Genomic DNA, 22,017 nt, shown 5'->3' with positions numbered 1-22,017 from the left:
CGTATCGCAGGACCGCGCACGCCGTTCCTAGCTGTACACGCTGGGACGCAGCGTCCCGACCCACGGCAGGTCACGGTAACGCTCCGCGAAGTCGAGTCCGTAACCGACGACGAAGTCACTGGGGATGTCGAACCCGATGTCCGCCGTCTCCACGTCCCGCTGCACCGCCTCGGGCTTACGCAGCAACGTGACCACCTCGAGGCTCTTCGGCCCCCGGCCCCTGAGATGGTCGACCAGCCAGTGCAGGGTGATGCCGGACTCGATGATGTCCTCGAGGATGATCACGTTGCGTCCCGCGATGTCGCGGGTGAGGTCCATGCGGATCTCCACGGTGCCCGAGGACTCCGCGGACTGGCCGTAGGTGGACAGGGCCATGAACTCCATCTGCGTGGGGATGTCCATCGCCCGGGCGAAGTCCGCGATGAAGTAGGTCGCGCCCTTGAGCACGCACAGCAGGATGGTGTCCTCGTCCTCCCCGCGGTACCGGTCACTGGCGGCCTTCGCCATCTCCGCGATCCGGGTGTGGAGCGTGGCCTCGTCGACGAGGACACCCTCGACGTCATCGTGGTAGCAGTTGTCGGGCACGTCGGCACTCTTGGCGATCATCACGGGGTCCTGTCCTCTTGCTCTAGTACTAGCTGACTGCCGGTGGCCGTCCGGCGGCGACGCACCACCAGTCGACGGGTGCCACCCATTGTAGAGGTCGCACACGGTACGGCCACGCCCCCCTGCCCGTGCCAGTGCGCGACCAGGGCGTCCACCGCCTCCAGGTGACGGGAGGTCAGGGCGCCCGCCCGCACCACCCCACCGGGCCCCGTACCGGTCGCCAACCACCGGCGCAGGACGCGGCGACGCAGCGGCGCGGGACATCCGGCGAGCACACGGACAGGGAGGTGGTCTGCCCAGGCACCGGCACCGACACCGACACCGGCGTTGTCGAGGATCTGGCGCGCCTGGTCGTCGAGCAGGTCGGCGTCCTCACGGAGCAGCCGGGCCGACCGCGCCAGGGACTCACCGACGTGCCCGCCGAGGATCTCCTGCGCGAGGGGCAGCAGTTCATTGCGGACCCGGGAGCGCAGGACGGTGGCGCTGACGTTGTGCGGGTCATGCCAGACCTCGAGCCCGAGCTCGGCACAGCTGCCGAGCGTGTCGGCACGGCCGACATGCAGCAGCGGACGCCCGAGCCAGCCCGCCCCCGCCGTCACGACGGGATGCTCGTCGGTGTACTCCCGCAGACCGGCGAGACTCCCGGTACCTGACCCCCTGGCCAGGGCCAGCAGCAGTCCCTCCGCGTCGTCGTCGGCGGTGTGGGCGACGAGGACGGGGCGTCCGTCGGCGTACTCCCCCAGCGCCCGGTACCGCGCCTCCCGCGCCGCCGCCTCGCCCGCCCCGGCGACCGCCACCCGCACGGTCCGGGCCGTCGCGCCCAGACCGCGGCAGTTCCGTGCGGCGTCCCGTGCCACCTGTGCCGAGGCCTCCTGGAGACCGTGGTCGACGGTCACCGTGGTGACGTCCAGCCCGGCGTGCACGCAGGCGGCGGCCAGCGCCAGTGAGTCCCCTCCCCCGGAGACGCCGCAGACGACGGCGTCACCGGCGGTGATGTGCGGGGCCTGCGCCCGGAGGAAGCGGCGCAGGCTGCGCCGGACGGCGAGGGTGTGCGGCGTGTCAATCACGGGTCGCCACCCCGCTCATGACGCCGAACGCAGTGCCGCGGCGAGCCGGTCCAACGCCGCCCGGCCGTCCTCCGCGTCAGAACCGTTCGACAGGAAGGCGAAACTGAGGACTCGCCCCTCCTCCGACGTCACCGTGCCCGCCAGGGTGTTCACCCCGTCCAGCGTGCCGGTCTTGGCACGCACCCACCCCGCACCGCCGGACGCACCCGAGCCCGCACCGTAGCGGTCGAGAAGTGTGCCGTCACCGGCGGCGACGGGCAGTCCGTCCAGCAGCACCCGCAGGCTGTCGTCGGTCGCCGCCGCGGTGACGATGCCGTCGAGGATACGGGCGTTGAGCCGGTTGTCCTCACTCATCCCGGAGTTGTCGCGCAGCACCGCCGTACTCACGTCCAGACCTTCCTCGGTCAGCGCCGCCAGGGTCGCCTTCGCGGCACCCGCGAACGTCGGCTCCTCGCCCCGCGCCTCAGCGACCTCACGCGCCACGGCCTCGGCGAGCAGGTTGTCGCTGTGCAGGAGCATGTCCCGGATCCGGGTGCCCAACGGAGCGGACGACACCTCCCCCAACGGGGCACCGTCACCGACGTCGACGGCGCTGTCGGTCACCGACACCGAGGCACCGGACGCTCCCAACGCGTCGGCGAGGGCGCCGGCCACGTCGGAGGCCGGTGTCGTCGACCGGGGAGAGTAGGAGTCGGTGGGGTCCAGACGTCCGGCATCCAGCATCACCGCCGACAGCGGGGCGACATTGCCGGCCCCGATGTCATCACGCGACCACGTCTTGTTGAACAGGGACCCGGCGCGGGCGGAGTTGTCCACGACGATCTCCGTGACGGCACCACCACTGTCACCCAGTGCGTCCGTGACCTGCGCGGCGAGGTCGTCGATGTTCGCCGGGGAGGTGAAGAACCCTGACCCTGCCGAGCGTTCCAGGGTGATGTCGCCGTCGCCCTTGAGGACGATCTGCCCGGGCTCCGCACCCGCGTACACCCGGGTCGGGACACGATCATCCTCGTCGAGCGTGACCAGGGCGGCAGCGGCCGTCGCCAGCTTCGTCGCGGATGCCGGGACCAGCATCGTGTCCGGGTTCGTCGACCAGAGTTCCTCGCCGGTGACGACGTCGGTGACATGCCCCGACAGCCGCCCCAGTGCTCCGTCGGAGGCCGGGCCGGCGAGTTCGTCGCTGACGTCCGGTGCGGGGCCGTCCGTCTGCGCAGGGGCGAGGACCGCCGCCGGCTCCGGCAGCGGCGGTGCGTCCGCCACGGTGTAGGCGTTGCGCTGGTGCACCACCAGCGCGGCCACCACCACCACGACTACGACGACGACGAACGCAAGGATGCCGACCAGCCATCGGCGCGAGGCGGAAGTGCTCATCGGGGCATCGGTGCCTTCCTGGCGGGGGTGCTGACTGCGTGCGGGACCACACCAGCGTATCCGACGGAGGCCCGGGTTCCGTGTCCCGGTCGCGCACCCCGGCATTCTCCTGCGCCGGGCCGGAAGGGGGCCGTAGAGTCATCGTCATGTCGACCGCACTGATCACCGCCACACGTACCGTCAACGCCGCGCCCCGGGACGTCTGGGCCGTCGTCTCCGACCTGACGGCCATGGGCGACCGCAGCCCGCAGTGCCGGAAGATGGTCGTCCTGGGCGGCACACCCGGAGTCGGCACGACCACGCTGAACCTGAACCGGCGGGGCGTGCTCTTCTGGCCCACCTGGTCCACGGTCACACAGTGGGCACCGGAGGACGTGCTCGAGTGGCGTGTCCCGATCAACGGATCCCGCTGGCGGTTCAGTCTCACCGACAACGGCGACGGCACCACCGACCTCACCGAGTCCCGCCTCGTCGACGGCGACACCTCCGTCATTTCCCGCGCGATGGTGGCGGCCTTCCTGGGCGGCAACGACACCTTCGAGTCCGAGCTGGCGGAGGGGATGGAGCAGACGCTGGCGGCGATCGCGTCCTCCGCGGAACGGGCAGGGTAAACTCTCCACCCATGAGCATCGAAGTCACCATCGAAATCCCCAAGGGTTCCCGCAACAAGTACGAGGTCGACCACAAGACCGGCAAGGTCTACCTGGACCGCTACCTCTTCACACCGATGGCCTACCCGGCCGACTACGGATTCATCGACGAGACGCTCGGCGAGGACGGCGACCCGTTGGACGCCCTGGTGATCCTGCCGGAGTCCGTCTTCCCGGGAGTCATCGTCGAGGCCCGCCCGGTCGGCGTCTTCAAGATGACCGACGAGGCCGGCGGCGACGACAAGCTGCTCTGCGTCGTCGACGACGTGCGCTACGAGAAGTTCCAGGACATCAACGACATCGCGCAGGACGTCAAGGACGAGATCGAGCACTTCTTCGTCCACTACAAGGACCTGGAGCCGGGCAAGGAAGTCCACGGCTCCGGCTGGGGCGACAAGGCCGAGGCCGAGCGGATCCTCGCCGAGGCAGTGGAGCGTCACAAGTAGGACGCAGGAACGTCGAGGGGGGGATCGACGGGGTCGGAAGAGTCGGGCCGTCGCGTTTTATGACTCTTTATGGGTTGCCCGACTCATAGAGAGTCATAAAGCTGTGATCGCCACTCCCCCTCGGCGTCGCGGGTGAAACGCCGGAGTGTCCCGTCGGCGAGCCACACCGTGTCGCGGTCATCCACCTGAATGTGAGGACGCGGACCACAGGGTTCGCTGAACACAACGGCCAGGTTCTCCGGGTCCACCAGGGAGATCCGCACACCGGCCGACTCCCGCCCATCGTCGGCATAAGAGATGACGACCGACTGGACCACCAACCACGGGCCTGCCGTGTCGATATCGAGGTACTCAGAGCCCAGTTCAGACGGCAGCCGGGCCTCGGTTGTCACCTGCAGTTCAGGGCCCAGGAACTGCAGCACGTCGTTCTTCCAGGTCATGACGTTGCTGTCCGTGGCAAGGATCCGGGCACACGTGCTCGGACCGTTGGAGTCGTCTTTGTTCAGCCAGGTCAGAGAGCCTTCATCACTGACACGCCCGAGATGCAGGGCACCTCGCTGCTCTGGGCCGTGCCAGGTCCCGTCCGCCGCACGCGGCGCCTGCGGATCAGCCTCCTCATACCTGCCGACAATCCAACCGCTCCACGCCGCCGGCGCATCGACAACCTGGTCGATCCCCTCAGTAAGCACCGATGGCACCGGCACCTCACTCACGGAAATCCGACTGCCGTGAATCCCAGCCTGCAGCAGCAGCCTGCGGTGGCCCGTGAGTGCCACCAGACAACCGCCGCGCTGGGGCCCCACGATCACGCGCGGATGCTGCTTGAACTGGCTGATCTTCACCGGAAGAGTCACCGTCTCCGACTCGCCACTGTGCAGGTCGGTCTTCCAGACCAGGGGAAGCGCCTCATCAACACGCCAGAGTGTCCCTGACATCCCCGATTCCTCGGAGGGGGCCACAGAGCTGCCTGGACTGACAGCGAATCCGTCGAACCAGGTAGGTGTCGCCTTCCACGGCTCCGGCGCTGGTACCTCGTCGAGATCCAGTGTGAACCGGACTGATCGAACGCCGACATAGCTGCGTTTGTCCCTCACCGACGGGAATGGCAGTCGCACAGCCCCGACATCGACCTCGACGTCATCGCCGGCCAGCTGAATCCGGCAGACCCTGCCCCTCGTCGGAGATATGTCGGGAAGACCGATCCGGTAAGGATCATGCTGCAGGCTGCCGGTCACCCGCACATAGCCGATCACCGGCCGCGGTGCCGCCCACTGCGCCGTCCACCCGTCGCCACGCAAACTCGTCCACCACCGCCACTCGCCGCGCTGCTCGACATTCCAGGTCGGCGCGACTACCTCCTCGGCCCACGCATCCAGAGTCACGACGTCAGCACCGCCCACGTCTTCGTCACCGGCCTCGGCGAACACCAGGAGAAACGACTCGGTGTCGCCGAGCGACGGAAGCCGATGACCGTCATCCTCGATCATCCAGGCCGGCACCTGCACCGGCAGTATCCGGTGCCGGGCAGGCGGGGGTTCAGGCTGAGGTACAGCCAGCTTCTCCAGCTCCGCCCGGAATGAGGCGGCCGCGTTCCACCCAGCGTCCGAGGCTTCGTCAGCGTTTGCCATAGGTCCGACCGTACCGTGCAGCGGATGCCTCACGGGCCAGGGACGGCGTACACTGCGGCACCATGAGTGATTTCGAGACAGTGACACCGACCGAGGTCCCGGACGGGGCCCAGCTCATCGACATCCGCGAGCCGGACGAGTACAACCAGTGGCACGCCGAGGGCGCCACCAACCTGCCGCTCTCACAGCTGCAGGCCCGTTACGGCGAGTTCGACTTCGACCGGGACATCTACCTCATCTGCCTCTCCGGCGGCCGCTCGGCGAAGGCCGCCCAGTGGCTCGAACAGAACGGTATCGACACCATCAACGTCGGCTCCGGCACCATCGGCTGGCGCGACGCGGGCCTGCCGATCATCGGCACGGAAGGGTAGAAAGGCCCTCTCCGCGATAGCGGGGGACCCCCATAGTTCGTGTATCCCATTCGGGAGACGATAGAATGGTGGCATGCCAGAAACCGCGCATCTCCCCAGCGAGCTCCTGAAGTCGCCGTCCTTCCAGCTCGAGCGGCTCCGTCGCCGAACCCGCGTTTTCGTGGAGACCGCGCTGCTGTCCGAGGGGTTCAACCTCCGGGAGTACTGGGTGCTGACCTACCTGGTGGACGGCGACGCCGCCAGCCAGGCAGAACTCGGCGAGATCATCGGGGTCGACCGCTCCGACATGGTCCGACTCGTCGATTCGCTGGAGAAGCGCAAGCTGGCCAAGCGGGACAAGGACCCCAACGACCGGCGGCGCCAGATCATCTCCGTCACCAAGAAGGGCCGCAAGGCTCAGCTGGTCCTGTCCCCCATCGTGCAGAGCGCGGAGGACGAGGCGCTCGACGAATCGACTTCCAAGCAGCTCAAGCACCTCAAGAAGCTGGCGAAGTCGATCATCGCGGCCGAGGAAGAGGGCGACGGGGCGGACGGCGACAACATCGACGACTCCACCGGGGCTGCTGCCCCCACCCGCTGAGCGGGCCTCCGACCGGGACCGTGATCAGTCCCCGATCTGGTCCCGCCCGCGCTTCACGATCTTCGGGTCGGGCTGGCCGACGACATCATGGTCCTTGCCCGTGTAGTTGAACTTGCTCAGCACGTACCGCATCGCGTTGAGCCGGGCGCGCTTCTTGTCGTTCGACTTGATCGTGATCCACGGCGACTCGTTGGTGTCGGTGTAGCGGAACTGCTCCTCTTTCGCACGGGTGTAGTCGTCCCACTTGTCGAGGGACGCCAGGTCCATCGGGGACAACTTCCACTGCCGCACCGGATCCACCTGCCGGATGGCGAAACGGGTGCGCTGTTCCTTCTGCGTCACCGAGAACCACAGCTTCGTCAGGCTGATGTCGGAGCCCATGAGCATGTTCTCCAGCATCGGCACCTCCCGCAGGAACTCCGCGTGCTGGTCGTCCGTGCAGAATCCCATGACCCGCTCCACACCCGAGCGGTTGTACCAGGACCGGTCGAAGAAGACGATCTCACCGGCGCACGGGAAGTTCTGGATGTAGCGCTGGAAGTACCAGGAGGTCGACTCCCGCGGGCTCGGCTTCTCCAGCGCGACGGTGCGTGCACCACGGGGGTTGAGGTGCTCGTTGAACCGCTTGATCGTGCCACCCTTACCGGCGGCGTCACGGCCCTCGAACAGGATGATGTGCTTCTGACCGGTGTCTTTCGTCCAGTTCTGCCACTTCAGCAGCTCGATCTGGAGTGAACGCTTCGTGGTCTCGTACTCCTCGCGGCTGAGCCGTTCGCCGTACGGGTAGTTCTCCCGCCAGGTGTCCACGCGGTGACCGTCCGGCGTGATCAGGACCGGATCATCCTCGTCCGAGTCATCGACGATGTAGCCTTCAGTCGCCGCCAGATCGACGATGTGGAAGTCCTGCTCGTCCGGTGCGCCCTGATCGCTACTGTCGTTGGTCATACTTCCATGCTAGTGGTTCTCCGACGCGGCCACACGGCGCCACGAACCTGCCACCCCCACTCAGCGTCCGCCGGGCACCACCGACGGCTTTCCCCGGACACACCTCGACCCCGCCCCCGCCCCGCGACAGAAGTCGCAGGCAGGGAACGGGGTCGTGGAGTGCGGTCGGTGGACCGGACGGATCAGAAGGGGATCAGAATCCGCCCATGCCACCCATGCCGGCCATCTCGTCGGCACCGGCGCCGGCAGCCTCAGGCTCCGGCTTGTCGGCCACGACGGCCTCGGTGGTGAGGAAGAGGCTGGCGATCGAGGCGGCGTTCTGCAGTGCGGAACGGGTCACCTTGACCGGGTCGGAGATACCGGCGGACAGCAGGTCGACGTACTCACCGGTGGCAGCGTTCAGGCCGTGGCCCGCGTCCAGACCGGCGACCTTGTCGACGACGACGCCGGGCTCGAGGCCGGCGTTGAAGGCGATCTGCTTCAGCGGTGCGGACAGGGCGGCCTGGACGATCTGAACGCCCGTGGCCTCGTCGCCCTCAAGACCGAGGTTGCCGTCGAGCACGTGGGCCGCCTGCAGCAGCGACGCGCCACCACCGGCGACGATGCCCTCGTCAGCGGCAGCCTTGGCGTTGCGCACGGCGTCCTCGATGCGGTGCTTGCGCTCCTTGAGCTCGACCTCGGTGGCGGCACCGACCTGGAGGACGGCGACGCCGCCGGCCAGCTTGGCCAGGCGCTCCTGCAGCTTCTCCTTGTCGTAGTCGGAGTCGGCGTTGTCGATCTCCTGGCGGATCTGACGGACCCGGCCGGACAGCTGCTCGGAGGAACCGGCGCCGTCGACGATGGTGGTGTCGTCCTTGGTGACGACGACCTTGCGGGCGGTACCCAGCAGGGGCAGGTCAGCGGTCTCGAGGGAGAGGCCGACCTCCTCGGCGATGACCTGGCCACCGGTGAGGATGGCGATGTCCTGCAGCTGGGCCTTGCGGCGGTCGCCGAAGCCCGGGGCCTTGACGGCGACGGACTTGAAGGTGCCGCGGATCTTGTTGAGCACCAGGGTGGACAGGGCCTCGCCCTCGATGTCCTCGGCGATGATCAGCAGCGGCTTGCCGGACTGCATGATCTTCTCCAGCAGCGGCAGCAGGTCCTTGACGTTGGAGATCTTGGAGGAGACCAGGAGGATGTAGGGGTCCTCCAGGACAGCCTCGCCGCGCTCGACGTCGGTGGCGAAGTAGGCCGACAGGTAGCCCTTGTCGAAGCGCATGCCCTCGGTGGTCTCGAGGGTGACGCCGAAGGCGTTGGACTCCTCGACGGTGATGACACCGTCCTTGTTCAGCTCACCGTCGCCGACGGCGTACATGGCCTCGGCGATCAGCTCGCCGATCTTCTCGTCCGCGGCGGAGATGCCGGCGGTCGCGGCGATCTGCTCACGGGTCTCGATCTCCTTGGCACCGGCCAGCAGAGCCTCGGTGACCTTCTCGACGCCGGCCTGGATGCCGCGCTTGATGCCCATGGGGTTGGAGCCGGCCGCGACGTTGCGCAGGCCTTCCTTGACCAGGGACTGCGCCAGGACAGTGGCGGTGGTGGTGCCGTCGCCCGCGACGTCGTCGGTCTTCTTGGCGACCTCCTTGACGAGCTCCGCACCGATCTTCTCGTAGGGGTCCTCGAGGTCGATCTCCCGGGCGATGGTGACACCGTCGTTGGTGATCATCGGGGCACCCCACTTGCGCTCAAGCACAACGTTGCGGCCCTTGGGGCCGAGGGTGACCTTCACCGCGTCGGCGAGGGTGTTGAGACCCTTCTCCAGACCGCGGCGAGCTTCCTCGTCGAATGCAATCATCTTTGCCATGTGGCTCTTGATCCTCCGTTGTAGAGATAGGAGCGACACGTTCGGGTCAGATCCAGCGCCCGCGACGGCACGGATGGACGCATGTCGCGACGTCCACCCTCACTGCATCTGAGTGAGACTTTGTTTCTGTTGTTCGTTCTGGCACTCCGCAAGAGCAAGTGCTAACCCCGTTTCTAGCAGTCTCCCTCGCCGAGTGCAAGGTCACCTGCGTGCGGGACGTCCAGGGCCCGCTCCGGCCGTCCCCGGTACGCGCACGGTGAACGACGTCCCCACCCCGAGACTGCTCTCCACCTCGATGACACCCTCATGCGCCTGAACGATCGCACTGGCGATCGTGAGCCCCAGACCCAGACCCGGGATCGTGGACTCCTTGACCTCCGGGGTACGGAAGAACTGCTCGAAGACCCGCAGGCGGTCAGCCTCGGTCATACCCCGGCCGGTGTCACTGACACAGACCTCCAGACACCCCCCGTCCGACCGGCATGAGGTTGTGACGGTGTCTCCCGACGACGAGTACTTGATCGCGTTGACGATCAGGTTGTCGAACACCTGGTGCATCCGCGCCGGATCGAACTCCCCGGCCAACCCGGAAACCGTGCTGTCGACCAGGATGACCCCCGCCGACTCGGCGTACGGCCGTGCCGACTCCAGGCTGGACCGGACGACATCGGTGAGGTCACCGGACTGCAGACGGACCGACGGCCGCGACGCCGACTCGAGAAGATCGGAGACCCGCAGCAGCAGCCTCTCGGCGTTGCGCTCCACCACCTGGAGATTCGCCGCGAGCTGGTGGAGGTCATGATCCGCGCGCTCCTGCCCAACCCGGTCGACCTGCTCAAGTTCCTCCAGGGCGAGGTCGAGGTAGCCGAGAATCGACGTCAGCGGGGTACGGAGCTCATGGCTGACCCGGTGCAGGAAGGCGTCTTTGGCGTCCAACGCCTCCATCAGGTCCGTGACGTCGTTGAAGACGATGACCGACCCGGCGTACGTACCGTCCGGATCCTGGATCGGCCTCGCAGACACCGACATCGCCCGCAGGTGCCGCTCCCCGATCCACATCAGCTGATTGACCACCTCCTCACCCGCGATGGCCCGACGGACCGGTCGCTCATCGGCGGGGAGTGCCGTGGTCTTGTCCGCGGCGAAGAGGAGCAGCTGGTCCTCGCGCGGATCGTCGAGGTCGCCCGGACTCGCCACATGGTGCAGCTGCCGCTGGTGACTGTTCATGAGCACGTCGTTGCCGTCCCCGTCCACGACCACGACCCCGGTGGGCACGGTTTCGATGACCGTGTCCAGCAACTGCGCATGACGTTCGCGCTCCGCGGCGACGGACCGGAGTTTCCTGTCCTTGTCCCTCAGCTCCCACTGCTGGGTATGGATGCTGTGGCTGACGCTGGCGGTGAAGACACCGACCACACAGAGGATGGCGGGGACGAGCAGCAGCCCGAGGATGGACGTCGCCGAGAGCGTCGCCCCCGCCAGGATGATCGGACCCCAGACGATCACCAGGGTCGCCGCCAGGTTCAGCAGGTGCACCCGCCGGGTACCGTGGTAGATCCACGAGACCCAGATGACGGGGAACACAGCCACGAGGCTCAGACCGGTCAGGCTGTCGCTGCCTCCGGCCCGCAGGAGTGCGACCGCACCGAACTGCATCAGCGGAGTCAACCAGTTCAGCAATGCCGTGCGGTAGCGCAATGACGGAACGGCACCGGGAATCCTGGTGAGAACGGTGACCACGATTCCGGCGAGGAACAACGGATTTCCGTAGAGCTGCGGCAGGACGACAGCGACCAGAACCAGGACGAAACCGACGGTGAGCAGGAAAGGTCGCTGGTTGATGACCGCGCTTTCGGCCGCATCAGGTTCCCTCGTGCGGGAATTCGCGGCGCCGAACGCGGGAACCAACCAGGGCATGGTGGTCATCATAAGTGGTTTCTCCCGTGCTCGCCGGTGCTGGTGTTGCCTGTGCCACCCGTGCCACCCGTGCCACAGAGCTGACCGACGCGCACTCCCCCGGCCCTCGACTCGTTTTGTAGGATAAAATGCAGCATGTGAAACAGTGAAAGAACGATGAATGAATCTGGGCATGAGGAGTGGTCAGAGTGGCTCAACGTCATGGTGGTGACGATGCCGCGGGTACCGCGGTGGTGATCGAGGACGACCCCGACATCCGGGAACTGATTTCCTCGGTGCTCCAGCAGTCCGGTTTCCAGGTCCACACCTCCGCAGACGGAGCGGCGGGAGTCGCGGCCGTGGAACTCCACCACGCCGACCTCGTCACGGTCGACCTCGGCCTCCCCGGCATAGACGGTTTTGAGGTGGTGCGGCAGATCCGGCTGCACAGCGACTGCTACATCGTGATGGTGTCGGCGCGGACCGATGAAGTGGACACCCTGATGGCCCTGAACACCGGCGCAGACGACTTCATCACCAAACCGTTCCGGCCCCGCGAACTGCGTGCGCGGGTCACGGCGATGTTCCGTCGCCCGCGCGCCGCCCACGTGCCGGACGTCGGGGACCCCGCCGGGGACGGCGCCGGCGGCGCCCTCCGCGTCGGTCAGGTTCCCGGCGCGCTCTCCGACCCCGGTTCGCCCGGCGCTCCGGACGCCTCGGCAGGGTCGGCAGCCTCGGCAGGGTCGGCCGCTTCCCCGGCCGGGTCGCCGATCCTCTCGCACGACAACCTCCGGCTCGACCCGGATGCCAGGACGGTCAGCATCGGTGACGATGACATCGTGCTCACCAGGACCGAGTTCGAACTGTTGCACACCCTTCTGCTGAGTGGTCGGCGGGTGCGCACCAAGACGGACCTCGTCCGCCACCTGCGGGCCGGGGAATCGGCCGGTTCCGCCGCCTACGTGAGCGAGGCCGACGAACGCGCCGTCGAGGTGCACATCGGCAACCTGCGTCGGAAGCTCAGTCGGGGCGACCAGGCGGCACCGCCCGCCGCAGTCATCGAAACCGTCCGCGGCGTCGGCTACAAGCTGGCCCCGGCGTCTGCCTGACACGGGTCCACCGGACCGCCGTCCGCGGGCCGTCGTCGCGATCACGGAACCCGTCCTCGTCCGCTTCCCGGCCCCGCTAGACGGTGAAGCCATGATGGCGTCGCAGTGCCTTGCGGAGCATGAAGAAGGTCATGACCATGGTGGTGATGTAGAGCACCGGCCAGCCGAGGGAGAGGATCGCGGACTGCACACCGGCCGTCTGCTGGAACCACGCGTACATCGCACCACCGACGACCAGCGCCGCGACGATCAACGGAGCGAGGAACGCGGATCCGCGTCCGCCCTCGGCCTTCGCCTGGGCCGCCCAGTTGTCGGTCTGGGCCTTGCTGAAGAACTTCGCCCAGGCCCGGAGGAAGTGCCCCATACGGATCCACAGGTAGATCTCGGACGGGAAGAACAGCAGAGCGAAGAGGATGTCACGGGCGGTGTGGCCCCGGATCGACAACGCGATCCGCAGGTTCAGGATGACCGAGACGGCCGGGGGAATGAGCCAGACCGGACTGAACACGAAGGCGTCGATGCTGAGGGACGCGGCGAGCAGGAGCAGGAATCCGAGGCGGATCAGGATGTTCCCCAGCATCGAGATGTTCTCGAACCACCGCAGCCGCAGGTTCGGGTGGAACGGCTGTCCGGCGGTGGTCGAGCGTTGTCCCGGCCACATCAGGTCGATGGCCCCGAAGTTCCATTTGACCTGCTGCCCGTCCAACGCGCGGACGGTGTGCATGCCACCGACGAAAGCCCGGGCGGTCGCACTGATCTTGGTTGCGGCACCGATGCTGCGCAGCTGGAGGGACAGCAGGGAATCCTCGACCTCGCTGTCGCGTACCCACGGGGTCGCCTGCCGGTTGGCCTCCATCACGTCTTTCAGCGCCTGCATGGAGAACAGCGAGCACTGGCCCCCGAGGACGGCCATGTTCCGGCCCCGCAGGAGGTTGTCCATGGTGAACGCCGCGAACTGCGCGCGTTGGCCGGTGGTGAGGAAGGACGAGACGACACCGCGGCTCGACGCCTGGTCGACGGTGTAGATGGCCGAGATACCGCCGATGCGGGACTCCGCGCGTGCCTCCTGTTCAAGGCGTTCGACGGTGTCGTACTCGAGGATGGTGTCGCCGTCGACGCCGAGCAGGTAGTCGAAGTTGTCGCAGACCTTCGCGAACCCGTAGTTCAGGGCACCGACCTTCTTGTCCTCGTTCTCGCCGATGTCGTGGACGAAGACATAGGTGGAGTACGTCTCCACGGTGTGGCCCGGACCGTCACCGGACTGCAGGTGCTCGCCGGCGTATCCCCGGGCAATCGCGAAGGTGCGGTCGGTGGTGTTGTTGATGACCACGTGGACGACCTCAGGCGGGCGCGACTGGGACAGCAGGGAGTCCAGGACTCCGGCGATGGAGTCCTCTTCGTTGTACGCCGGAATGACACAGGCGATGGAGGTGTGCGGGCGGGTCCGCGAGACCGAGCCCTGGGAGGTGACGGTGACGAAGCCGTTGTCGGTGGACTCGACGGCGGGTTCCTGCGGTGTGGCGGTGGTCTGCACCGGTGTGATGGTCATTGCTCTCCCTCGATCGTCCTCGATGACCTGTGGTTTCGTGAGTCTTGCTGCCCTGTCCCGGGAGGTCCGGGAGGTTCATGGGTTCAGTCTGCAACGGCAACCTCAAGGAACAGCTCCGGGTACACGCAGGTTTTCCGCAGGAGATCCCGGCCACGGACGAAAGCTTCCCCCACCGGCACCGCATGACGCGGGAACGCGTCGGTCTAGGGTGGAGGCCATGCCTGACAACAATCCCCGCACGCTCTCCGCCGACTCCGCCCGCACCGCCGTCTCCGCACAGATGCCGTGGCTGCGGCAGGCGCTCACCGACCTCGTCGCCTTCCGTTCGGTGCACTCCACCCCGGGCCTCGAGGACGACAACGCCGGCGCCGCCCGATGGGTCACCGACGCCTTCCGCGCCGAGGGGATCCCCGTGGAGCCGCACACCACCACCGACGGGTCCGTGTCGGTCATCGGTGTCCGTGAGGCCGCCGAGGGCTGGCCCACCGTCCTGCTCTACTCCCACTACGACGTGCAGCCCGCCAGCGACGTCGACAACTGGACGTCCTCCCCCTGGGAGCTCACCGAGCGCGACGGCCGCTGGTACGGACGCGGCGCCGCCGACTGCAAGGGCCACGTCGTGATGCACCTCGCCGTCCTGCGCGCACTCAACGCCCTCGTCGACTCCGGCGACCTGGACGACGACACCGCCACGGCGCTGTCGAGCATCGGCATCCGGGTCGTCGTCGAAGGCTCCGAGGAGCGCGGCGGGTACGGCCTCGAGGACCTGCTGTCGTCCGACCCGGAGCTCTTCGCCGCCGACACCTTCCTCATCGCCGACTCCGGCAACGACGCCCTCGGCGTCCCCGCCGTCTGCACCGCGCTGCGCGGCACGGCACCGGTCACCGTCCGGCTGCGGACCCTCGAGCAGCCCATGCACTCCGGACAGTTCGGCGGTGCCGCCCCGGACGCCCTGCTCGCCCTTATCAAACTGCTGGCCACCCTGCACGACGATGACGGCCTCGTCGCCGTCGACGGGCTGATCTCCGGGGCACGCTGGGAGGGACGTGGCCCCGACGAAGCCACCTTCCGTGCCGACGCCGGCGTCCTCGACGGTGTGGACGTCCTCGGTGCAGCACAGGGCCTCGCCCCCAACGACCTCACGATCTCCCGCCCGTCGATCACCGTCACCGGCCTGGACTCCCTCTCCGTCGCCGACTCCGTCAACGCCGTCGTCGCCGAGGCCGGCGCGGTGGTGAGCCTGCGCATCCCGCCGGGAATGGACCCGAAGGACGGGCAGGACGCCCTGGTCCGGCACCTGGAGGCCCACGTCCCGCACCACGCCCGGCTCAGCATCGAACGCGAGTCACTCGCCTCCCCGTTCTCCGCCGACACCTCGGGCCCCGCCCTGAAACTGCTGTCGCAGGCCCTCGCCGACGCCTACGGGGCCGACGAGACAGCCGAGATCGGTTCCGGCGGTTCCATCCCGCTCAGCAACGCACTGCTGGAGAAGTACCCGGACGCTGAACTCGCCCTGTTCGGCATCGAGGAGCCGTCCTGCCGGATCCACTCGGCCGACGAGTCCGTCGACCCGACCGAGATCGCCGCCATCGGCACCGCTGAACTGCTGTTCCTCGCGCGGTCCGGCGCGCTGACGAGCTGAGGTCACCGGAAACTCACCCGGGTGTGGGCGAAATGTTGCCTGTCGGCAGTGATACAGATAACATCATCGGCATGATCAACACCCTCAAGCGAGTAGCCCACCCGGGTGGAGGCGCGGACTGACCCCTCCACCACGGGGAAGTCACGCTACTCGCAAGCGGTTGCGTCGGTCCACATCCCACCGACGGTAACCAGCACAAGGGAAAGACCCACTCATGTTCGAGTCACAGGACAACCGGATGCCCACCACCACGATGATTCGCTTCGCCCGGCCCGACGAGGCCCGCGACGACCGTCTCGCCCCCGTCTACACCGACCGCCCGGGTCTGCGCCGTTCCACAGCCGTCACCTACCGCGAGGGCAACCCGACCCGGCTCGAGAAGCGTCGCAACCGCACCCGGGTCTTCGCCGAGGACCCTTTCCGCGCCCGCTTCGGACAGCGCCTCCCCGCCGGGATGCGCCAGGAGGCGCGCGGCATGGAGTGGCGGAAGTTCATCACCACCTACGCCCCCTCCACCTACCGGGTCGAGTCGATGTCCACCACCCGACGCCCGGCCGGTCGGCGGGACTTCGACCTGACGATCTCGGGGTTCCGCGAGGACGCCGGCACACAGGTCTCGATCACCTCGATGGGTGCGGCGTCGGCGATGACGCAGATCCTCGCCGACCACGGACGACGCGTCGAGATCCTCGAGTTCCACCAGTACGACATCTTCGAGGCGACCGTCACTTTCGTCTTCGCCCAGCACGAGACGAAGAAGGTCTGGGCCGTCGGCTTCGGCTCCGACCGGGACCTCTCCATCGCCAGCGCCCTGGCGTCCGCCGCAGGCCGCCTGCACGGGTAGAACGGCCGGCCGCCGCTGACCCAAAGTAGCCGAGCCTCCCGTCGCTGACACGACCACGTGAGGGCGGTTTGTCCCGCTCAGACCGCCCTCACGTGGTCGTGCCGGGGGTGGGACTCTCCTGCTCCGCAGGCGGGGGCGCCGGCGAGGCAACCTCAAGCGATCTCATCCGGCGAAGAGCCCTGTCCCGCGCCTTCCCCACCCGTTCCTGAACCACCGCCGGCGACCGGATCGACTCCTTGGTGAACCGGAGCGCCTCCCAGTCCAGATCCCGCAGCGCATGGAACTGGTCGAAGTCCACGTCTGTCTGCCTGGCGGTCCCATGGTGCCCACCGTCGTAGTACAGAGCCAGCCGGAGCTCCTCGCAGCCCAGGTCAGGAAGTGTCCGCGGCGTCCATCCTGCCACGGCCCCCGGCGCGAGATCGACCCTGATCTGTGACTGCCACCGGTGCGGCGGGGCCAGGACGTCCCGGACGATCAACCTCATCACCGTCTCCATCGGTGACTGTGCACCGTCGTCCGCCAGCGCAAGCAGGCCCTCCATCACCCCACGGTCGATCGTCCCCCGTGCCGCCTCCAGGAGCTGGGCCCGGGTGACCCAGGTGCACTGGCAGAAAGCATCGATGAACTGCACCGCCCTCACCTCTTCCCTGCGCAGTCCCGGCACGTCGTGCACCCACCAGGTGTGCCGGCCGGTGAGGATCGTCCACAGACAGTGCACCGCCGCCACCTGCGGAGCAACCACCCTCAAACCCGGAAACCTACGGGACGGTCGCCTGGTCTCCAGCCCCGCAGGACGTGGACGGATGACCGGCCGCACCGGATGCCGTGCCGCCGTCGTGGACCGGGTCGACCCGTGGGAGGTCACGCCGCAGAGCAGCAGGACCGGCGCAGAATCGCACCAGTCCGGCAGCAGCCCGTACAACCCGGCCGCCGCCCATCCCGCCACCACCGCGTCCGGCCGGACGAGGTGGTGGGCCCAGGCCCGTGTGACACAGTCGACGCCGAATCCTCCATGGTCCGTCGGGTCGAACCCTTCCGGCGCAGGGACCACCATCCCGGGGGCCACCTGCACGTACCCCCGCTTCAGCTTCCAGTCGGTCACCGTCCCCGACGCCGCAAGCTCTTTCCGGACAACCGGCACCGTCGTCGGCATGCGCCTCCAGGTGTATTCCGGGCCGCGGCCCGGCGCTCCCCTACTTTCCCGCACACGTCCCCCACTGTGTCCGCTTGTGCCTGCTTGTGTCCGCTTGTGCCTGCTTGTGTCCGCTTGTGCCTGCTTGTGTCCGCTTGTGCCTGCTTGCTCCCGCTGTTTCCCACTGGATTGCGCCAGTGTCCCCGTCCCGCGCTTCATGAAGTACAGCAGAGCCCGTCCTCCGCTGTCCACCTGTCCCCTGTTGCTGTGGACAAATTCAGCCCCACGGCATCCAGCTATCCACAGCCCCTGGCAGCAGACCCCTACGAAGGGCACGTCCCAGTGCGTGGGACGACCACGTCAGGGCGGTCTGGCCCCGGCAAAACACCCTCACGTGGTCGTGTCAGCCTCGGATACACCATCCATACGGCGCCCCCGCCACACGGCACCGCCGCCGGTCTACCGCACCGACGCCCGCAAGGTCTCCACCGTGAGATCCACCGCCGCGATCCAGGCCTCGGGTTGTGTGAACCCTTCTTCGGCCCCGACATCGCCCCGGGTCCGCGTCCCGGGCTCCAGTGCAGCCCCGGCCTCGCGGGCGGCGGCGCGTTGCAGGGCGTAGTCCCCGCCGCGCTCCATGATCCCCCGGACGTCCTGCAGTGCATCGGCGCACCCGAACTCCTCGGCGATCGGCGCGAGGACGTCGAGCCAGTCGGAGATGTCCTGGGTGACCCACCGTTCCGTGGTGTCCCGGTCGGTGATGATCAGCGCCTCGAGGCCGTAGCGTGCCGCCCGCCACTTGTTCTCGGCGACGTGCCAGTGCTGCAGCGTCGGCAGCTCCCGTCCGGCCTCCCACTCCCGTTCGTAGTACACGACCAGGCAGTGGATGAAGGCCGCGATCGCCCCGACCTCACGGATGTCCATGGTCGCGTCGGCGAACCGGACCTCCACCGTCCCGTACTTCGACGGCCGCACGTCGAAGTGCATCGAACCGGTGTGGTTGATCACCCCGGAGCGGTCCTGGTCCTCGTTGAACGCCTCCCAGTCCGCCCAGTCGGCGAACTGGTAGGGCATGCCGGCGGTGGGCAGCTGCTGGTACAGCAGCGTCCGGTTCGACGCGTAGCCGGTGTCGAGCCCCTCCCAGGCCGGGGAGGACGCCGACAACGCCAGGACGTGCGGGTACTGCGTCATCACGGCGTTGATGATGGGCCAGACACGGTCCCGCCCACCGACGCCGACGTGCACGTGGATGCCCCAGATCAGCATCTGGCGTCCCCAGTACTGGGTACGCTGGATGATCTCCTGGTAGCTGCCCTTGTCGCTGAGGATCTGGTCACCCCAGTGGGCGAAGGGGTGCGTCCCGGCGGAGAAGACGTTGACCCCCAGGTCGTCAGCGACCTCGAGGATCTGGGTCAGCTGTTCGCGCAGGTCCTCCACCGCGTCCGGGATGGTCTGGTGGACGCCCGTGACCATCTCGACGGTGTTCGCGAGAAACTCGCGGGTGACGCGGTGCCCCGGAAAACGCTCGTCGAGGGCGTCGACGAGTTCGGGGGCGCGCGGGACGAGGTCCCTCGTCTCGGGGTCGACGAGGGCAACCTCCCACTCGATGCCGACCGTCGGGGCTGAGGACGGAAATTCCATGGGAGGGATGTTACTGCATCAGGGTCACAGCGGGCCGGTCAGCACGACGACCACACCGTCGGCACGCGGCCCGGTGCGGACGTCCGCCTCACCGAAGCGGTCGTAGTAGTCCGGGTTACCGGGGGCGGCGGTGATGCCCAGGTCTCCGGCGACCTGCTCGGCCGCCGCCTGCGACTGGGCGTTGCCCTCAGGATAGTAGACCCGCGACTCCTCGCTGATGCCGTCTATCCTGCCTCTGAGGTTGCCGTAGCCGACGTTGGTCCACTGTTCCCCCCGCAGCCGGTCTGCGGTGCTCTGGGCGACGGGCTCGCCGCTGTTGTTCAGGACGGTGACCGCGGTGGCTCCCCGGTCGACCCCGGGTGCACCCGCTCCGCCCCCGGAGTTCCCTGCGGCCTCCGGGTCGCCGCCGTTGCCGGTGGCGTCGGGGGCGGCAGGATCGTCAGGGTCGGCGGAGTCGGCAGGGTCGTCGCCGTTGTCCCGGTCGCCTGACGCGGCGTCCGTGCCCTCGCCGTCCTCCCCGTCCGCCCCGTCGGTCGCGGAGGAGGCGCCGTCAGCGCCCCGGCCACTGCCGTCCTGCGCCGCACCGGAGGCATCCTGACCTGCGACGGTCTCCTGCGTGGAGTCGTCACCGTCGTCGCCGCCGACGAACGAGTAGACGCCCCAGGCGATCAGGACGACGGCGACGGCGGTGAGCACCATGGCCAGGCCGCGCAACGGGGGGCCACCGGCGGCATCCGCACCGGCTGCACCGGTCGTGCCTGCAGCACCGGCACCTGCGGCGCCGGCATCCATCGCGTACTCGTCGTCGTATGCCGTGTCCGGGTTCGGGTCGTAGACGGCGTCGTCTCCGTGGCGGGGTCCGTTCTGATCAGTCACGCCCCAATACTAACGTCAGTCACACCAGTCACGTCCACGTGACACCCCGGGGGAGTGCCACCGGTCGTCACCGACGTCAGCCGGACACCCCCGTCACCGCTCCCGACGACGCAGCAGCGCCCCCACCACCACCGGGGCGACGTCCAACGCCTCCGGCCGCGATATCAACGCATTGAGCTGCTGGTAGTAGCGCACAGGACTCACCCCGAAACGGCGGCGGATCTCCTCCCCCTTCGCACCCTCGTCACGCCACCACAGTGACTCGAAGTCCAACATCTCCCGCTCCCGCTCAGAGAGGCCTCCCCCCGCCCCGTCCGTCGATTCATCCACGGTGAATCAGTTTAGCTGACCCGAGATGGTAGTTTCACTCCATCAGGGCGGCGCTGCTGCGTACAGTACATCTGCCCGGACGGACAGCTTCCCGGTGATCCGTCCCCTCATCCCGGAGAGACCCAGAGAGACACACATGAGCACCTCCCCGTCAGTCACCGACAAGGCGTCACCGTCGGCCCCGTCCAGCTCGAAGCAGACCCCGGAGCAGAGGCGTGTCCTCGCCGGCACCCTCGTGGGCACCACCATCGAGTGGTACGACTTCTTCATCTACGCGCAGGCCGCCGCCTTCGTCTTCGCGCCGCTGTTCTTCGCCCCACTGGGCGAGTCGACGCTGGCGCAGGTGATCTCCTGGGCCACCATCGGCATCAGCTTCCTCTTCCGTCCGCTCGGCGCCGTGATCGCCGGCCACCTCGGCGACCGCTACGGGCGCAAGATGGTCCTGGTCGTGACGCTGTTCGGCATGGGTGTGGCCACCGCGCTCATCGGTCTGCTGCCCACCTACGAGACGATCGGGGTGGCGGCACCGTTGCTGCTGATCCTGCTGCGCATCATGCAGGGCCTCTCCGCCGGCGGCGAGTGGGGCGGTGCGGCCCTGATGGCCGTGGAACACGCCCCCCGCGACAAGCGCGGCATGTTCGGCTCCTACCCGCAGATCGGTGTGCCGCTGGGCCTGATCCTGGCGTCGTCGTTCATGTTCCTGCTCACCAACGGCCTCTCCGACGAGGACTTCCAGAGCTGGGGCTGGCGCATCCCGTTCATCTCCTCGGTCGTGCTCATCGCCGTGGGCTACCTGATCCGCCGCGCGGTCGACGAGTCCCCGGTCTTCCTGGAGATGCAGCAGCGCCGCAAGGAGGCCTCGGCACCGCTGGGCAACCTGTTCCGGAACCACTGGCGTCGGGTCCTGCTCGCCGCCCTGATCTTCGCCGGAAACAACGCCGCCGGCTACATGATCATCGCCTTCTTCTCCTCCTACAGCGCCAACGAGCTCGGCATGGCGAAGTCGCAGACCCTGATCGCCACCCTCATCGGCGGCGTGTCCTGGCTGGTGCTCACCATCTGGTCCGGCCGGATCTCCGACAAGATCGGGCGTCGCGAGACCTTCATCATCGGTTACATCCTCATCGCGGCGTGGGCCGTGCCCATGTGGTTCTTCGTGGACAAGGGTGAGCTGCTCTGGCTGGTCCTGGTGATCGTCGTCCTGACGATCGGCCTGGCGCCGTCCTACGCCCCGCAGTCGGCCCTGTACGCCGAGATGTTCCCGGCGGAGGTCCGTTACTCCGGTACCTCGATCGGCTACGCCCTCGGCTCGATCCTCGGCGGTGCCTTCGCCCCGATGATCGCCCAGCTGCTGCTGGACTCCACCGGGAAGACCTGGACGATCGGGCTCTACCTCGCGGCCATCGCGATCGTCTCGGCCGTCGCCGTGTGGCTGGTGCCGAAGTCCGTGGAAAAGTCCGACCTCCACGTCTGACGCCACGCCCGGCGGTT

At 67.9% G+C, this 22,017-nt stretch carries 20 protein-coding genes; 8 read left to right on the top strand and 12 right to left on the bottom strand.

What is annotated here, in order from left to right; all coding sequences use genetic code 11:
- Window positions 1-27 precede the first annotated feature (27 nt).
- Genes hpt through dacB form a run of 3 tightly spaced genes read right to left on the bottom strand, consistent with a single transcriptional unit; the run spans window position 28 to window position 3,044 of the window.
- Complete coding sequence (gene hpt / locus PQI66_RS10965) at window positions 28-606, bottom strand: hypoxanthine phosphoribosyltransferase (protein ID WP_339998260.1); 579 nt, start codon at window positions 604-606, stop codon at window positions 28-30.
- Window positions 606-1,673, bottom strand: coding sequence for a tRNA lysidine(34) synthetase TilS (gene tilS, locus PQI66_RS10960; protein WP_339998258.1), 1,068 nt, complete (start codon window positions 1,671-1,673; stop codon window positions 606-608). The genes hpt and tilS overlap by 1 nt, the downstream gene beginning before the upstream one ends.
- Before the next feature lie 15 nt (window positions 1,674-1,688).
- Entirely contained in the window at window positions 1,689-3,044 is a 1,356-nt protein-coding gene (gene dacB, locus PQI66_RS10955) for a D-alanyl-D-alanine carboxypeptidase/D-alanyl-D-alanine endopeptidase (protein ID WP_339998256.1), read from the bottom strand.
- A gap of 146 nt (window positions 3,045-3,190) precedes the next feature.
- Between dacB and PQI66_RS10950 the strand changes: the two genes are divergently transcribed.
- Both PQI66_RS10950 and PQI66_RS10945 read left to right on the top strand, forming a co-directional pair.
- Complete coding sequence (locus PQI66_RS10950; RefSeq protein ID WP_339998254.1) at window positions 3,191-3,655, top strand: SRPBCC family protein; 465 nt, start codon at window positions 3,191-3,193, stop codon at window positions 3,653-3,655.
- 11 nt (window positions 3,656-3,666) lie between these two features.
- A complete protein-coding gene (locus tag PQI66_RS10945; RefSeq protein WP_339998252.1) occupies window positions 3,667-4,140 on the top strand; it encodes an inorganic diphosphatase in 474 nt (157 codons plus the stop codon).
- Window positions 4,141-4,223: 83 nt separating this feature from the next.
- Here PQI66_RS10945 and PQI66_RS10940 read toward each other — a convergent pair whose 3' ends face one another.
- Window positions 4,224-5,627 (bottom strand): hypothetical protein, encoded by a 1,404-nt coding sequence (locus tag PQI66_RS10940; RefSeq protein ID WP_339998250.1) that lies wholly within the window; start codon window positions 5,625-5,627, stop codon window positions 4,224-4,226.
- Between the two features lie 203 nt (window positions 5,628-5,830).
- Here PQI66_RS10940 and PQI66_RS10935 point away from each other — a divergent pair, with 203 nt between their 5' ends.
- A complete protein-coding gene (locus PQI66_RS10935; RefSeq protein ID WP_339998248.1) occupies window positions 5,831-6,139 on the top strand; it encodes a rhodanese-like domain-containing protein in 309 nt (102 codons plus the stop codon).
- A gap of 73 nt (window positions 6,140-6,212) precedes the next feature.
- Complete coding sequence (locus PQI66_RS10930; protein ID WP_339998246.1) at window positions 6,213-6,719, top strand: MarR family winged helix-turn-helix transcriptional regulator; 507 nt, start codon at window positions 6,213-6,215, stop codon at window positions 6,717-6,719.
- 24 nt (window positions 6,720-6,743) lie between these two features.
- Here the strand turns inward: PQI66_RS10930 and ppk2 are convergent, their stop codons facing one another.
- The 3 genes from ppk2 to PQI66_RS10915 form a co-directional block, all read right to left on the bottom strand.
- Window positions 6,744-7,664 carry a polyphosphate kinase 2 gene (gene ppk2 / locus PQI66_RS10925; protein ID WP_339998245.1) on the bottom strand — a complete coding sequence of 307 codons (921 nt, stop codon included), beginning with the start codon at window positions 7,662-7,664 and terminating at the stop codon, window positions 6,744-6,746.
- A 193-nt stretch (window positions 7,665-7,857) separates the two neighbouring features.
- Complete coding sequence (gene groL / locus PQI66_RS10920) at window positions 7,858-9,507, bottom strand: chaperonin GroEL (protein WP_339998242.1); 1,650 nt, start codon at window positions 9,505-9,507, stop codon at window positions 7,858-7,860.
- A 201-nt stretch (window positions 9,508-9,708) separates the two neighbouring features.
- Complete coding sequence (locus PQI66_RS10915) at window positions 9,709-11,424, bottom strand: sensor histidine kinase (RefSeq protein ID WP_339998240.1); 1,716 nt, start codon at window positions 11,422-11,424, stop codon at window positions 9,709-9,711.
- A 188-nt stretch (window positions 11,425-11,612) separates the two neighbouring features.
- On the opposite strand from PQI66_RS10915, the gene PQI66_RS10910 reads away from it, so the two are divergent.
- The gene (locus tag PQI66_RS10910) at window positions 11,613-12,512 is read left to right on the top strand and encodes a response regulator transcription factor (protein ID WP_339998238.1); all 900 of its coding nucleotides are present in this window, start codon (window positions 11,613-11,615) and stop codon (window positions 12,510-12,512) included.
- A 76-nt stretch (window positions 12,513-12,588) separates the two neighbouring features.
- On the opposite strand, the gene PQI66_RS10905 is transcribed toward PQI66_RS10910, so the two are convergent.
- A complete protein-coding gene (locus PQI66_RS10905; protein ID WP_339998236.1) occupies window positions 12,589-14,061 on the bottom strand; it encodes a glycosyltransferase family 2 protein in 1,473 nt (490 codons plus the stop codon).
- A gap of 217 nt (window positions 14,062-14,278) precedes the next feature.
- On the opposite strand from PQI66_RS10905, the gene PQI66_RS10900 reads away from it, so the two are divergent.
- Both PQI66_RS10900 and PQI66_RS10895 read left to right on the top strand, forming a co-directional pair.
- Window positions 14,279-15,703: a dipeptidase gene (locus PQI66_RS10900; RefSeq protein WP_339998235.1), complete on the top strand. Its 1,425-nt coding sequence runs from the start codon at window positions 14,279-14,281 to the stop codon at window positions 15,701-15,703.
- A 214-nt stretch (window positions 15,704-15,917) separates the two neighbouring features.
- Window positions 15,918-16,547, top strand: coding sequence for a hypothetical protein (locus PQI66_RS10895; RefSeq protein ID WP_339998233.1), 630 nt, complete (start codon window positions 15,918-15,920; stop codon window positions 16,545-16,547).
- Window positions 16,548-16,635: 88 nt separating this feature from the next.
- Here the strand turns inward: PQI66_RS10895 and PQI66_RS10890 are convergent, their stop codons facing one another.
- The 4 genes from PQI66_RS10890 to PQI66_RS10875 form a co-directional block, all read right to left on the bottom strand.
- Window positions 16,636-17,700, bottom strand: coding sequence for a DUF559 domain-containing protein (locus PQI66_RS10890; protein ID WP_339998231.1), 1,065 nt, complete (start codon window positions 17,698-17,700; stop codon window positions 16,636-16,638).
- A 438-nt stretch (window positions 17,701-18,138) separates the two neighbouring features.
- On the bottom strand, window positions 18,139-19,320 hold the full coding sequence (locus tag PQI66_RS10885) for a glutamate--cysteine ligase (RefSeq protein WP_339998230.1): 1,182 nt from the start codon (window positions 19,318-19,320) through the stop codon (window positions 18,139-18,141).
- Window positions 19,321-19,344: 24 nt separating this feature from the next.
- Complete coding sequence (locus PQI66_RS10880) at window positions 19,345-20,196, bottom strand: LytR C-terminal domain-containing protein (protein WP_339998229.1); 852 nt, start codon at window positions 20,194-20,196, stop codon at window positions 19,345-19,347.
- A gap of 93 nt (window positions 20,197-20,289) precedes the next feature.
- Window positions 20,290-20,526, bottom strand: coding sequence for a DUF3263 domain-containing protein (locus tag PQI66_RS10875; RefSeq protein WP_339998227.1), 237 nt, complete (start codon window positions 20,524-20,526; stop codon window positions 20,290-20,292).
- A gap of 136 nt (window positions 20,527-20,662) precedes the next feature.
- On the opposite strand from PQI66_RS10875, the gene PQI66_RS10870 reads away from it, so the two are divergent.
- Window positions 20,663-22,000 (top strand): MFS transporter, encoded by a 1,338-nt coding sequence (locus tag PQI66_RS10870; protein ID WP_339998226.1) that lies wholly within the window; start codon window positions 20,663-20,665, stop codon window positions 21,998-22,000.
- The last annotated feature ends 17 nt before the right edge of the window (window positions 22,001-22,017 follow it).

The sequence above is a fragment of the Corynebacterium sp. USCH3 genome (genome assembly GCF_037619475.1).
Taxonomy (GTDB): Bacteria; Actinomycetota; Actinomycetes; order Mycobacteriales; family Mycobacteriaceae; genus Corynebacterium.
This window is presented reverse-complemented; position numbering and strand designations above follow the sequence as displayed.